The sequence below is a fragment of the Variovorax jilinensis genome, assembly GCF_030316885.1.
Lineage (GTDB): Bacteria > Pseudomonadota > Gammaproteobacteria > Burkholderiales > Burkholderiaceae_C > Variovorax > Variovorax jilinensis.
In genome coordinates this window covers 119498-131980 of the sequence record NZ_JASZYQ010000002.1, presented here as the reverse complement: position 1 = coordinate 131980, position 12483 = coordinate 119498, and the positions used below count along the sequence as shown (strand labels likewise).

The window sequence follows — 12483 nt, the reverse complement described above, 5'->3', positions numbered from 1 at the left end:
TCGCCGGACAGCAAAAAGCCGCCCGGAGGCGGCTTCATGGGAGCGAAGGGCGCGTGGAACGGAAACGGCACGCGCCAGAGGCTCAGGCAGAGAAGCTCGAGCCGCAGCCGCAGGTGCTGGTCGCGTTCGGGTTCTTGATCACGAACTGGGCGCCCTGGAGGTCTTCCTTGTAGTCGATCTCGGCACCGATCAGGTACTGGTAGCTCATCGCGTCGATCAGCAGGGATACACCGTTCTTGGTCATGGTGGTGTCGTCCTCGTTGGTGATCTCGTCGAAGGTGAATCCGTACTGGAATCCCGAGCAGCCGCCACCCTGCACGAAGACGCGCAGCTTGAGGTCGGGATTGCCTTCCTCGGCGATCAGGTCGGCGACCTTGGCGGCCGCGCTGTCGGTGAAGACGATCGGCTCGGGCATCGCCGACGGGGTCTGGATGGTTTCTGCAACAGCGCTCATTGAACGGAACTCCTGTAAGGGGGCCGGACGGGCGGCCAATGGAAGGATGCTACTGCAACCAGCAAAAAGCCGCCCGAAGGCGGCTTTTTGACAGCACGGGCGGTAAGCCCAAGCACTCGTCTTTCGGCTTAGCGCTTCGAGAACTGCTTGCGGCGGCGTGCGGAATGCAGACCGACCTTCTTGCGTTCCACTTCGCGCGCATCGCGCGTCACGAAACCGGCCTGGCTCAGCACCGGCTTGAGGGTCGCGTCATAGTCGATCAGCGCACGGGTGATGCCGTGGCGCGCTGCGCCGGCCTGGCCCGATTCACCGCCGCCAGCGACGTTGATCATGATGTCGAAGGCTTCGACATTGTTCGTCAGGAACAGCGGCTGCTTCGCGATCATGATCGAGGTTTCCCGGCCGAAATAGGCCTGGATGTCCTTGCCATTGACCGTGATCTTGCCGGTGCCCTTCTTGATGAACACGCGGGCGACGCTCGATTTGCGACGGCCGGTGCCATTGTTCCATTCACCAATCATTCTCAAGGCTCCTGATTAGATTTCCAGCGCCTTGGGCTGCTGGGCGGTATGCGGGTGCTCTGCGCCACCGTAGACCTTGAGTTTCTTGATCATCGCGTAGCCGAGGGGGCCCTTGGGCAGCATGCCCTTGACCGCCTTTTCCAGGGCGCGGCCCGGGTGCTTGGCTTGCATGTCGCGGAAGTTGGTGGCCGTGATGCCGCCCGGGTAGCCCGAGTGACGGTAGTACACCTTGTCGATCGGCTTGGCGCCGGTGACGCGCAGCTGGGCTGCATTGATGATGACGATGAAGTCACCGGTATCGACGTGAGGCGTGTAAATGGCCTTGTGTTTGCCGCGCAAACGGAGAGCAACTTCGCTGGCTACTCGTCCGAGGACCTTGTCGGTCGCGTCAATCACAAACCACTCGTGCGTCACGTCAGCGGGCTTGGCGCTGAACGTTTTGGTCATGAGTTTTCTCTTCGAGAGGGTTTGGCGGGCTCCACGTGAACCCGCGAACGTTGGCCCTTTTCCACGGTCGGCGTTCCTCTGATGGGAATCTCTTAGGTGGGATGTAAAACTCCGCCGCGGGGCCACAAAAGCGCTGCGAAGCCCTCGATTATACGAAGAAATGGCTCGCAGGGCGAATTTCCGGTGCCGCGGGCACCGCCGGGCGGGATCGGCCCGTTACCATCGGGGCATGTTCAGTTACCGCCACGCCTTCCACGCCGGCAACCACGCCGACGTGCTCAAGCACACGGTGCTGATTGCCACCCTCGAGCATCTGCTCGAAAAGGAGGCCGCCCTCACGGTGGTCGACACCCACGCCGGCGCCGGCCTCTACCGGCTCGACGGCGACTACGCGGGCACCAGCGGCGAGGCCGCGGAGGGCGTCCTGCGCCTGCTCGCGGGAGCTGAGCCGGCAGCGGCCGCTGCCCCTCCGACGGCCGCCGGCAGTTCCGTCCCCGGCGCCGTCCCTGCAAAGAAGAGCCCCGCCAGGAAGACCACCAGCAAGCCACCGGAGCCCGTCGCCCCGGCATTGGCGCGCTACCTGGAGGTCGTCGGCGACTTCAACCCCAAGGGCGGCGCGCGCATCTACCCGGGCTCGCCCTTCATCGTCCATCACCTGCTGCGTGAGCACGACAAGCTCAAGCTGTTCGAGCTGCACCCGACCGACGCCCGGACGCTGGACGCCAACATCGCCCAGCTCGAGGCCGGCCGCCAGATCGCGGTGCTGCGCGACGACGGCTTCGGCAGTGCCACCAAGTTCCTGCCGCCCCCATCGCGCCGCGCGCTCGTGCTGTGCGACCCGAGCTACGAGATCAAGAGCGACTACGCGCGCGTGCTCGATTTCGTCGCCGAGGCGCTCAAGCGCTTCGCCACCGGAACCTACGCGGTGTGGTATCCGATCATTCCGCGGCCCGAGGCGCACGACCTGCCGCGCCGGCTCAAGACCATGGCGACGAAGGCCGGCAAATCGTGGCTGCACGCCACCCTGACGGTGAAGTCGAGCAAGATCACGACCGACGCCACCGGCGCCACGCACCGGCCCGGCCTGCCCGCGAGCGGGATGTTCCTGATCAATCCGCCCTACACGCTGAAGCCGCTGCTGGCCGCGGCCCTGCCCCAGATGGCGCAGCGGCTGGCACAGGACCGGCACGCCACCTCATCGCTCGACAGCGGCGGCTGAGGAAGGCAGCGCGCTAGCGTCGTTCGCGCGGCGGCACGCTGCGTGTCGTGGCCTTGTTGGGCACCGCCTTCGTCGCGCGCTGCGCTGCCGGCCTGGCCGGCGCATCGGCGACCGGCTGGACCGGCGTGTCGGCCGGTCCGACCGCAACGCCACCGCAACGGTCGCTCTCCTTGGCGGGAATCGACAGTGCCACCTGCTTGATGCCGAGCCCGAGCATGCCGATGGCCTCGGCGGCGGCGCGGCTCAGGTCGATGATGCGGCCCGAGGCATAGGGGCCGCGATCGTTCACCCGCACCAGCACCTCGCGGCCGTTGACCAGGCTGCGCACGCAGACGCGGGTGTTGAAGGGCAGGGTCTTGTGGGCCGCCGTGAACGCCGTCATGTCGAAGCGCTCGCCGTTGGCGGTCTTGCGCTGGTGGAACTGGATGCCGTACCACGAGGCACCGCCGCGCTCGAAGATCTCTCGCGGACCTTCGTCCCCGGGCACGCCGTCGTCGGGCGTCAGTTCGTCGGCGCCCGAGACGGCCAGGTCGTAGCGCACCGAGGGCACGGCCGAGCGCGGCGGGGCGCCGGGCGGCAGCGCGGGCTGCCGGGCCAGCGGCCGCAGGCTGGGGAACTGGAAGCCCTGCCCGGCATTGCCCGAGCCACCCTCGCCCTGCGGCGGCACGGTGCAGCCTGCGAGCAGCGCAGCGCCGATCAGCGCCACGAGCGACGCAGCGGATCGACCGCGCGCGCCCGTTGTTCCTGTCATGCAGCCCAGCCCAGCCGCTGCAGCACGCCGAGCGTCGCCACCGACTGGTTCATCGTGTAGAAGTGCAGCGCCGGTGCGCTGCCTTCGCGCAGCCGCTCGCACAGGGCGGCCACGACATCGAGGCCGAAGTCCTTGATCGATGCGGTGTCGTCGCCGAAGGCCTGCAGCCGCAGCCGGATCCAGCGCGGGATCTCGGCACCGCAGGCGTCCGAGAAGCGCATGAGTTGCGTCGAGCTCGTGATCGGCATGATGCCCGGCACGATCGGCGTCGCGAGGCCCAGCGCGCGCGCTTCGTCGACGAAGCGGAAGTACGCCTCGGCGCTGAAGAAATACTGCGTGATGGCCGAATCGGCGCCCGCCCGCACCTTGGCAGCGAAGGCCTGCAGGTCGGCTTCGGGCGACCGCGCCTGCGGATGCACCTCGGGGTAGCAGGCGACCTCGATGTGGAAGTCGCTTCCCGTTTCCGCACGGATGAAGGCCACGAGATCGCTGGCATAGAGGAATTCACCGCCGATGCCGTAGCCGCTCGGCAGGTCGCCGCGCAGCGCCACGAGGCGCTTGACGCCCATGGCCTTCAGTTCGGCCAGCTGCGAGCGCACGGTGGCCCGGGTCGCGCCGATGCACGAGAAGTGGCAGGCCGCCGACACGCCCTCCTCGAGGATCTCGCGCACCGCGCCGAAGGTGCCTTCGTGGGTCGAACCGCCGGCGCCATAGGTCACGGAGCAGAACTCGGGCGCCTGCGCATACAGCTGCTGGCGCACCGCGCGCAGCTTGACCGCGCCTTCGGGCGTCTTGGTCGGGAAGAACTCAAAGCTCAGAGGAAGGCGCACGGCCGGCTCCTGTGGGGCCGTCCTGGTGAACGGCGTGGATGAAGAACTCGTGGTTGCCGTCGCCGCCCTCGATCGGGCTGTCGAGCCAGCGCAGCACCCTGAGATCCAGGGCTTCGCAGGCATCGCGCAGGCGCTGCTCCACCACCGCATGGAGCGCCGGATCGCGCACGATGCCGCCCTTGCCGACCTGTCCCGGCTGCAGCTCGAACTGCGGCTTGACGAGCATCAGCAACTCGCCATCGGGCGCCAGCAGCGGCACCAGCGCCGGCAGCACCAGCGTGAGCGAGATGAAGGAGAGGTCGCCGACGATCAGGCCGAAGCCGGGGTCGGCCGCTTCGGCGTCGTCGTCGTCGCCTGCGTCGCCGTCGTCTGCCGGCTGCGCCCAGGCCTCGGCGGTCAGCGTGCGTGCATTGACGCCCTCGACCGCGATCACGCGTTCGTCGTCGCGCACGCGCGCATGCAGCTGGCCGTGACCGACATCGACGCCGACCACCTGCACCGCACCCCGCTGCAGCAGACAGTCGGTGAAGCCACCGGTCGACTGGCCGACGTCGAGGCAGCGCCGGCCGCGCGGGTCGACGCCGGTCGCGGCCAGCGCGCCCTCGAGCTTGAGGCCGCCGCGCGAGACGTAGCGCGCCTCGGCGGCGTCGAGCAACTCGAGCTCGGCGTGGTCGGGAATCTCCTCACGCGGCTTGGCCACGGCGCGCCAGTCGGCGCTGCCATCACGCCAGCGCAGGCCGCCCGCGATCAGCCTGACAGCCTGGGAGCGCGAAGCGGCCATGCCGCGTTCGACGAGCAACTGATCGGCGCGCAAAGCGGCGAACTCAGTAGCGGTAGGTGTCGGGCTTGTACGGGCCGTTCTTGTCGACGCCGATGTAGGCCGCCTGCGCGTCTGTCAGCTCGGTCAGCATGGCGCCGACCTTCTTCAGATGCAGGCGCGCGACCTTCTCGTCGAGGTGCTTGGGCAGCACGTAGACCTTGCCGGCCTGGTAGGCGTCGGGCTTGGTGAAGAGCTCGATCTGGGCGATGGTCTGGTTGGCGAACGAGGACGACATCACGAAGCTCGGATGGCCGGTGCCGCAGCCGAGGTTCACGAGGCGGCCCTTGGCCAGCAGGATGATCTTCTTGCCGTCCGGGAAGGTGATGTGGTCGACCTGCGGCTTGATCTCTTCCCACTCGTACTTCTCGAGCGCGGCGACCTCGATCTCGTTGTCGAAGTGGCCGATGTTGCAGACGATCGCCTGGTCCTTCATCTTCGCCATCGTGTCGTGCGTGATGACGTCCTTGTTGCCGGTGGTGGTGACGAAGATGTCGGCCTTGTCGGCCGCGTATTCCATGGTCACGACCTTGTAGCCTTCCATCGCGGCCTGCAGCGCGTTGATGGGGTCGATCTCGGTCACCCACACCTGGGCGCTGAGCGCACGCAGGGCCTGGGCCGAGCCCTTGCCGACGTCGCCGTAGCCGGCCACGCAGGCCACCTTGCCCGCGATCATCACGTCGGTGGCGCGCTTGATGCCGTCGACCAGCGATTCGCGGCAGCCGTAGAGGTTGTCGAACTTGCTCTTGGTGACCGAGTCGTTGACGTTGATGGCGCGGAACAGCAGCGTGCCCTTGGCCGACATCTCGTTCAAGCGGTGCACGCCGGTGGTGGTTTCCTCGGTCACGCCGATGATCTCGGCCGACTTGCGCGTGTACCAGGTGGCATCGGTCGCGAGCTTGGCCTTGATGGCTGCGTAGAGGATGCGTTCCTCGTCGCTGGTCGGGTTGGCGAGCACGCCCAGGTCCTTCTCGGCGCGCTGGCCCAGGTGCATCAGCAGCGTGGCGTCGCCGCCGTCGTCGAGGATCATGTTCGGGCCCTCGCCCTTCGAGCCCTTGGGTCCGAAGTCGAAGATCGCGTGCGTGTAGTCCCAGTAGTCCTCGAGCGACTCGCCCTTGATGGCGAACACCGGCGTGTTGCTGGCGGCGATCGCGGCGGCCGCGTGATCCTGCGTGGAGAAGATGTTGCACGAGGCCCAGCGCACGGTGGCGCCGAGCGCCTGCAGCGTCTCGATCAGCACCGCGGTCTGGATCGTCATGTGCAGCGAACCCGTGATGCGCGCGCCCTTGAGCGGCTGGCTCTTGGCGAATTCCTCGCGGATCGCCATCAGGCCGGGCATCTCGGTCTCCGCGATGCGGATCTCCTTGCGGCCCCAGGCGGCCAGGGACAGGTCGGCGATCGCCTGATCGGCGGTGGAGATGGGTTGGGGTTTGAGTACAGCGCTCATGTCGGCTCCAAAGCAATTTCGCAGGTGGTGCGAGTTTGAAAGATGCCGCTCAGTTCGGGGACGGACTCACCGCGAGCGAGCGGATGAGCGTGGTTGCGATGATGGTCCGAGCCTCACGCCTGGCGGCGCTGCAACGCTCCTCGGAACGGTGCATTTTAGCGCTTCGCCGGGCCGGGCCGCCAGCACGGCCGGCGCCGGCGGCCTGCACGCTGCCGGCCTCCCCGGTAAAATTGCGGGCTTTGCCTTCTGCAGCCCGCGCCCGTGAGCGCGCACCGCGTTCACCATGACCTTCGCCTCCGAAACCAAACGCCGCCGCACCTTCGCGATCATTTCGCACCCCGACGCCGGCAAGACCACGCTGACCGAGAAGCTGCTGCTGTTCTCGGGCGCGATCCAGATCGCGGGCTCGGTGAAGGCGCGCAAGGCCTCGCGCCACGCAACCTCCGACTGGATGGAGATCGAGAAGCAGCGCGGCATCTCGGTGGCGTCGTCGGTCATGCAGATGGTCTACCGCGACCATGTCATCAACCTGCTCGACACGCCCGGCCACAAGGACTTCTCGGAAGACACCTACCGCGTGCTGACCGCGGTCGACTCGGCGCTGATGGTGATCGATGCCGCCAACGGCGTCGAAGCCCAGACGCGCCGCCTGATCGAGGTCTGCCGCCAGCGCGACACGCCGATCATCACCTTCGTCAACAAGATGGACCGCGAGGTTCGCGAGCCGCTCGAACTGCTCGACGAGATCGAGCGCGAGCTCGGCATGCCCTGCGTGCCGATGACCTGGCCGGTGGGCCAGGGCAAGAGCTTCGGCGGCATCATCAACCTGCGCACGCAAGCCATGACGGTGTTCGAGTCGGGTCAGGAAAAGCTGCCGCAGGATTTCGAGACCATCCCGCTGACGGACCGCGAGGCCCTGCACAAGCGCTTCGGCCGCGAGTTCGACCTGGCGATGGAAAGCATGGAGCTGGCCACCGGCGCCTCGCCGAGCTGGGACCGCGAGGCCTTCCTGGCCGGGCAGCAGACGCCGGTGTTCTTCGGCTCCGGCGTCAACAACTTCGGCGTCATGGAAGTGCTCGATGCGCTGGTCGACCTGGCGCCGCAGCCGCAGTCGCGAACCAGCACCACGCTGGTCAACCGGCAGCCGGTGGTCAAGGAGATCCAGCCCGAGGACAAGGACTTCGCAGGCGTGGTCTTCAAGGTCCAGGCCAACATGGACGCCAATCACCGCGACCGCATCGCGTTCGTGCGCATGGCCTCGGGCCGCTACACGCCGGGCATGAAGCTGCGCGTGCAGCGCACCGCCAAGGAACTGCGCCCGACCAGCGTCGTGACCTTCATGAGCCAGCGCCGCGAGGCGGTCGAGGAAGCCTATGCCGGCGACATCGTGGGCTTCACGACCCACGGCGGCGTGCAGCTCGGCGACACCATCACCGACGGCGCCTCGCTGCAGTTCACGGGCCTGCCCTTCTTCGCGCCCGAGCTCTTCATGACCGTGATCCTCAAGAATCCGCTGCGCACCAAGCAGCTGCAGCAGGGGCTGGCCCAGCTCGGCGAGGAAGGCGCGATCCAGGTCTTCCGGCCCGAGATCGGCGGCCCCATGCTGCTCGGCGCGGTCGGCCAGCTGCAGTTCGAAGTGGTGCAGCACCGCCTGAAGACCGAATACGACGCCGACGTGCGGCTCGAGGGCTGCCAGTACACGGGCGCGCGCTGGATCACGGCCGACACGCCGGCCGAGCTGCGCGCCTTCGTCGACGCCTATCCGGCGCGCATGGCGCTCGATGCCGCCAACACGCTGGCCTACCTGTGCACCTCGCCCTACGACGTGCGCCTGGCGCAGGAACGCTTTCCGAAGATCCACTTCCACCCGCTGCGCGAGCACGCGGGCCTGGCGCTGCAGACGGCCGGCTGATGGCCCGCCGCTCGAGCATGCTGCCGATCGCGCAATGGCCGCTGGCCGAGCGGCGCGCACTGGTCGGCGTCTTCACCGACATCGACGACACGCTGACCACCGAAGGTGCGATCACGCCCGATGCGCTGGCCGCGCTCGGCGCACTCGAGACCGCCGGGCTGCATCGGGTGGCGATCACGGGCCGGCCGGTCGGCTGGAGCGTGCCCTTCGCGACCGCCTGGCCGGTCGACGCGATCGTGGCCGAGAACGGCGCGGTGGCGCTCCTGCCCGACGGCGCCGGCGGCCTCTGCAAGCGGTATCAGCAGGACGCCGGAACGCGCGCGCACAACTTCGCGCGCATGCAGGCGGTACTGGCACGCATCGAGGCCGAGATCCCCGGCGCGCGCCGCGCCACCGATTCGGCAGGCCGCGAATGCGACATCGCGATCGACCACAGCGAATTCACCACGCTCGACGATGCACAGATCGCCGCCGTGGTCGCGTTGATGAAGAGCGAAGGCATGCACGCGACGGTCAGCAGCATCCATGTCAACGGCTGGTACGGCGCACACGACAAGCTAGAAGGCGCGCGCTGGATCGTGCGCGAGCTCTGGGGCCGCACGCTCGACGAGGAATCGGATCGCTGGGCCTATGTCGGCGACTCCACCAACGACGCCCTGATGTTCGCGCACTTCGATCACAGCATCGGCGTGGAGAACATCCGCCGCTTCGAGGCGGCACTTCCGCAGTTGCCGCGCTACGTCACGCTGGCCGCACGCGGGGCCGGATTCGCCGAGGCGGCTGCCGCGGTGCTCGCGGCGCGCGCCTCCTGACCAGCTTCAGGGCGCTCGCGGCGCTCAGGGCACTGTGAACGACACCGGCTTCGCGCGTGCCACCACCTTGTCGGCGGTCGTGTTGCTCACGAGTTCGAGCCGGGCGGTGTAGCTGCCCTTGGGCGGGCTGAGCCACAGCTCGGTCTGGCCGCCGTCGAGCTCGATCGCTTCCGCCTTCTGTCCCGGCCGCTCGAGCACCAGCCGGAAGTGGCCGGTGTCGGCCACCTTGGGCGCCGAGTTCGAGACGTTGAGACCACTGGCATGGAACTGCAGGCGCAGCGGCAGCTGCACGCTGCTGCGGTCTGCCGGGCTCAGCAGTTCGATGCGCGGCTCGCCGAGCAGGCTGGCGGGCGTGACGCCCTTGTTCTGCTTGCTGACCGTGAAGCGCATCGGCTTGCTGTAGACGAAGTACGGGATGTGGCCCTGGTCGGCCAGCACCAGCCGCATCGTGTAGGTGCCGGGGGGCAGGTCGACCACGGTCTCCATCTGGCCCTTGCCGAAGTGGATGTAGTGCTCGGTGAAGGGTAGCGGCTTCGTGAAGTCGAGCGGCAGTGGCTGGTTGATCAGCAGGTGGTGATGGCCCGCCGTACCCGCGGTCTGGCCGGCCGGCACGATGCCGCGCATCGAAAGTCCGAAGCGCGCCACGAACGGCGTCTCGGTGGTCGAGCCGTCCTTGAGATTGGTGAAATAGGCCTCGGGCGACCAGTTCGGCGGCGGCACCACCCAGGGATGCACCACCAGCGCGGCAGCGTCGGGCTGGGCGACCGGGAGCCCGGCCGGCGCATGCGCGTGGGCCGCGGCAGGCGCCTGGGCCGCAGCGTCACCAGCGCCGACAAGCGACAAGGCCGCAGCGGCCACGGCGCCGCCGACCCATACCGACACCCCATGCTTTCGATCGACCATGAATACCCCCGGCTACGTGATCTTCGCGAATTGTGTATCCATTTGTACCAAATCCGTGCCACAAACGTTTGACGAATGCGAACAAAGGCCTGACATCCGATCGATCAGTAGTGCGGAGGCAACTCGTCGCGCGGATTTCGCGCTGCGCCCTGCCCGCCCTCCGGCGCCTGCCGGCGCAACTGCGCCACCTGCTGCACCAGGGCGTCGATCTGCTCCTGCTGGCGGTAGATCGTCAGATTGAGCTCGTCGAGCAGGTCTTCGGTAAAGCTGGCCTTGATCTCGAGTTCGGTGATGCGGCGTTGCGCGTCTTGCTGGGTGTCCATGGCCGCCATTGGACAGCAAGCGCGCAGCCGTGCCGACGCCAGCCGGCTAAGGCACCTGCAACAGCCACTGGAAGACGCGCGGCTCGTCGGCCTGGCCGATCTGCACGCAGCGCTTGCCGGTGCGTCGGCAGTGGTCCTCGACCAGCCAGTAGGCGCCGTGGCTGATGCAACCGGTCTGGCAGATCACGAGGTCGGCGTCGCGCAGGTCGGCTTCGAGCGCCTCGAAGTCGGAGACTTCGCCGCCCCATTCCTCGCATGACCAGGCCAGCATGGTGGTGCGGACGATCACCTCGGCGCGCAGGCGCAGCATCTGGGTGCGCAGGCGCTCGATCTCGGCGGCCTGCTGTCGCAGCTGCAGGCTGCAGCGCTCCTGCACGCTGGCGTATTGGGCCATCAGGGCGCGATGCTCGCGACGGATGTCGCCGTCGTCGCAGCGATGTCGGGGCGCGCTCACGTCCTGTCAGCCCAAGGCCGTGTCGAGCAGCATCATGATCACGAAGCCGAGCATGAGCCCGCCGGTCGCGAAGGCCTCGTGGCCCTTGCGGTGCGATTCGGGAATGATCTCGTGGCTGATGACGAACAGCATCGCGCCGCCTGCGAAGCCGAGGCCCCAGGGCAGCAGCGTGGCCGACCAGCCGATGACAGCGGCGCCGAGCCCGGCACCGATCGGCTCGACCAGGCCGGAGGCCATGCCGAGCGCCACCGCAAAGCTCCGCTTGTAGCCGGCCGCGAGCAACGCCACCGCCACCACCAGCCCCTCGGGCACGTCCTGGATCGCGATGCCGGCGGTCAGCGCACTTGCGCGCAGCGGGTCGGTGCCCGCATAGCCGACGCCGATCGCAAGCCCTTCGGGCAGGTTGTGCAGCGCGATCGCGAACACGAACAGCCAGGTGCGGCGCAGCTTCTTCGCCTGGTGCCCCTCGACGCCCTTGATGAAATGCTCGTGCGGCACCAGTCGCTCCATGGCCAGCAGCGCGGCCGCACCGAGCAGGATCGCCGCCGCCATGACGCCGCCCGCATGCCAGGCGCCGGCTCCGCTCGCGCGCAGCGCAGCCAGGCCGGGAATGATCAGCGAGAAGGCGCTGGCCGCGAGCATGACGCCGGCGCCGAAGCCGAAAAGCGTGTCCTGCGTGCGTTCGGACAGCCGCTGCGAGAACAGCACCGGCAGCGTGCCGAGCGCGGTGGCGAGCGCTGCCACCAGTCCGCCCAGGACGGCATCGCCGATCCGGGGGTTGGCGGCCATCTGATCGACGACGTGCAGTGCAAGCACCAGCAGGCCGAGCGCTGCCAGCGCGAACGCGATCCAGCGGCGGCCACGCATGGCCGGCGTCAACGTCAGGGCTCTCCAGGCTTGCAGCATCGCGACCGTCCTTCGTTGGGGCCTCAGGCGCCGAGCGCCTTGCGCGCAGCGGCGTGGCGGCGCGCCACTTCGGGCCAATGGATCACGTTATAGAAGGCCGCGATGTATTCGGGGCGGCGGTTCTGGTACTTCAGGTAGTAGGCGTGCTCCCACACGTCGAGGCCGAGCACCGGCGTGTTGCCGGACATCGGCCCGGCCATGAGCGGGCTGTCCTGGTTGCCGCTGTTCTCGACCACCAGGTGACCCGTGCGGTCCACGCACAGCCAGGCCCAGCCGCTGCCGAAGCGGGTCAGCGCGGCCTTGGTGAAGGCCTCCTTGAAGGCGTCGAAGCCGCCGAGCTCGGCATCGATCGCACGCGCCAGCTCGCCCTCGGGCGCGCCGCCGCCGCCGGGCGACATCACTTCCCAGAACAGGCTGTGGTTGGCATGGCCGCCGCCGTTGTTGCGCACCGGCAGGCGCAGGGCTTCGGGCAGCGTCTCGAGCCGGGCGACCAGCAGGTCGACAGGCAGCTCGGCGTACTCGGTACCGGCGAGCGCCGCGTTGAGGTTCGTGATGTAGGTCTGGTGGTGCTTCGAGTGATGGATCTCCATCGTGCGGCTGTCGATGTGCGGCTCGAGTGCGTCGTAGGCGTAAGGCAGGGCAGGCAGGGTGTAGGGCATGGAGAAACGTTTCCTCTTCGGATGGGGG

The 12483-nt window shown here is 68.1% G+C and carries 15 protein-coding genes and 1 riboswitch; of the genes, 3 read left to right on the top strand and 12 right to left on the bottom strand.

Translation table 11 applies throughout. The features are described from left to right. Positions 1-82: 82 nt before the first annotated feature. The 3 genes from erpA to rplM all read right to left on the bottom strand — a co-directional run bounded on the left by erpA (position 83) and on the right by rplM (position 1422). On the bottom strand, positions 83-454 hold the full coding sequence (gene erpA / locus QTH87_RS07685; RefSeq protein ID WP_286608268.1) for an iron-sulfur cluster insertion protein ErpA: 372 nt from the start codon (positions 452-454) through the stop codon (positions 83-85). A 128-nt stretch (positions 455-582) separates the two neighbouring features. Next, complete coding sequence (gene rpsI, locus QTH87_RS07680) at positions 583-975, bottom strand: 30S ribosomal protein S9 (RefSeq protein ID WP_214681933.1); 393 nt, start codon at positions 973-975, stop codon at positions 583-585. A gap of 15 nt (positions 976-990) precedes the next feature. Then, entirely contained in the window at positions 991-1422 is a 432-nt protein-coding gene (gene rplM, locus QTH87_RS07675; protein ID WP_286608266.1) for a 50S ribosomal protein L13, read from the bottom strand. 229 nt (positions 1423-1651) lie between these two features. Here rplM and QTH87_RS07670 point away from each other — a divergent pair, with 229 nt between their 5' ends. After that, positions 1652-2641: a 23S rRNA (adenine(2030)-N(6))-methyltransferase RlmJ gene (locus QTH87_RS07670; RefSeq protein WP_286608264.1), complete on the top strand. Its 990-nt coding sequence runs from the start codon at positions 1652-1654 to the stop codon at positions 2639-2641. Between the two features lie 13 nt (positions 2642-2654). Here QTH87_RS07670 and QTH87_RS07665 read toward each other — a convergent pair whose 3' ends face one another. The 4 genes from QTH87_RS07665 to ahcY form a co-directional block, all read right to left on the bottom strand. After that, entirely contained in the window at positions 2655-3308 is a 654-nt protein-coding gene (locus tag QTH87_RS07665) for a septal ring lytic transglycosylase RlpA family protein (protein WP_444812772.1), read from the bottom strand. A gap of 80 nt (positions 3309-3388) precedes the next feature. Next, entirely contained in the window at positions 3389-4222 is an 834-nt protein-coding gene (gene metF, locus QTH87_RS07660; RefSeq protein WP_286608261.1) for a methylenetetrahydrofolate reductase [NAD(P)H], read from the bottom strand. Then, a complete protein-coding gene (locus QTH87_RS07655; RefSeq protein WP_286608260.1) occupies positions 4200-5036 on the bottom strand; it encodes a TlyA family RNA methyltransferase in 837 nt (278 codons plus the stop codon). The genes metF and QTH87_RS07655 overlap by 23 nt, the downstream gene beginning before the upstream one ends. Before the next feature lie 10 nt (positions 5037-5046). Then, positions 5047-6486 carry an adenosylhomocysteinase gene (gene ahcY / locus QTH87_RS07650; RefSeq protein WP_286608259.1) on the bottom strand — a complete coding sequence of 480 codons (1440 nt, stop codon included), beginning with the start codon at positions 6484-6486 and terminating at the stop codon, positions 5047-5049. 78 nt (positions 6487-6564) lie between these two features. Next, positions 6565-6634: riboswitch (S-adenosyl-L-homocysteine riboswitch) on the bottom strand. 135 nt (positions 6635-6769) lie between these two features. On the opposite strand from ahcY, the gene QTH87_RS07645 reads away from it, so the two are divergent. Then, positions 6770-8398 carry a peptide chain release factor 3 gene (locus QTH87_RS07645; protein ID WP_286608258.1) on the top strand — a complete coding sequence of 543 codons (1629 nt, stop codon included), beginning with the start codon at positions 6770-6772 and terminating at the stop codon, positions 8396-8398. Positions 8399-8415: 17 nt separating this feature from the next. Further along, the gene (locus QTH87_RS07640) at positions 8416-9210 is read left to right on the top strand and encodes an HAD-IIB family hydrolase (protein ID WP_444812771.1); all 795 of its coding nucleotides are present in this window, start codon (positions 8416-8418) and stop codon (positions 9208-9210) included. Positions 9211-9234: 24 nt separating this feature from the next. On the opposite strand, the gene QTH87_RS07635 is transcribed toward QTH87_RS07640, so the two are convergent. From QTH87_RS07635 to QTH87_RS07615, 5 genes are all read right to left on the bottom strand, one after another. Next, positions 9235-10113 (bottom strand): DUF4399 domain-containing protein, encoded by an 879-nt coding sequence (locus QTH87_RS07635; RefSeq protein WP_286608255.1) that lies wholly within the window; start codon positions 10111-10113, stop codon positions 9235-9237. 104 nt (positions 10114-10217) lie between these two features. After that, positions 10218-10436, bottom strand: a complete 219-nt coding sequence (locus QTH87_RS07630; protein ID WP_286608253.1) for a SlyX family protein — start codon at positions 10434-10436, stop codon at positions 10218-10220. A 46-nt stretch (positions 10437-10482) separates the two neighbouring features. Next, positions 10483-10890: a DUF2325 domain-containing protein gene (locus QTH87_RS07625; protein ID WP_286608251.1), complete on the bottom strand. Its 408-nt coding sequence runs from the start codon at positions 10888-10890 to the stop codon at positions 10483-10485. 6 nt (positions 10891-10896) lie between these two features. Further along, positions 10897-11757 carry a ZIP family metal transporter gene (locus QTH87_RS07620; protein ID WP_444812770.1) on the bottom strand — a complete coding sequence of 287 codons (861 nt, stop codon included), beginning with the start codon at positions 11755-11757 and terminating at the stop codon, positions 10897-10899. A 62-nt stretch (positions 11758-11819) separates the two neighbouring features. Continuing rightward, on the bottom strand, positions 11820-12455 hold the full coding sequence (locus tag QTH87_RS07615) for a superoxide dismutase (RefSeq protein WP_286608248.1): 636 nt from the start codon (positions 12453-12455) through the stop codon (positions 11820-11822). Positions 12456-12483: the final 28 nt, after the last annotated feature.

Coding starts and splice junctions, on each gene's coding strand:
- rplM (WP_286608266.1), bottom strand. CDS start 1,422: ATGACCAAAACGTTCAGCGCCAAGCCCGCTGACGTGACGCACGAGTGG.
- QTH87_RS07635 (WP_286608255.1), bottom strand. CDS start 10,113: ATGGTCGATCGAAAGCATGGGGTGTCGGTATGGGTCGGCGGCGCCGTG.
- QTH87_RS07640 (WP_444812771.1), top strand. CDS start 8,416: ATGCTGCCGATCGCGCAATGGCCGCTGGCCGAGCGGCGCGCACTGGTC.
- QTH87_RS07620 (WP_444812770.1), bottom strand. CDS start 11,757: ATGCGTGGCCGCCGCTGGATCGCGTTCGCGCTGGCAGCGCTCGGCCTG.
- QTH87_RS07630 (WP_286608253.1), bottom strand. CDS start 10,436: ATGGACACCCAGCAAGACGCGCAACGCCGCATCACCGAACTCGAGATC.
- erpA (WP_286608268.1), bottom strand. CDS start 454: ATGAGCGCTGTTGCAGAAACCATCCAGACCCCGTCGGCGATGCCCGAG.
- QTH87_RS07645 (WP_286608258.1), top strand. CDS start 6,770: ATGACCTTCGCCTCCGAAACCAAACGCCGCCGCACCTTCGCGATCATT.
- ahcY (WP_286608259.1), bottom strand. CDS start 6,486: ATGAGCGCTGTACTCAAACCCCAACCCATCTCCACCGCCGATCAGGCG.
- QTH87_RS07615 (WP_286608248.1), bottom strand. CDS start 12,455: ATGCCCTACACCCTGCCTGCCCTGCCTTACGCCTACGACGCACTCGAG.
- rpsI (WP_214681933.1), bottom strand. CDS start 975: ATGATTGGTGAATGGAACAATGGCACCGGCCGTCGCAAATCGAGCGTC.
- QTH87_RS07670 (WP_286608264.1), top strand. CDS start 1,652: ATGTTCAGTTACCGCCACGCCTTCCACGCCGGCAACCACGCCGACGTG.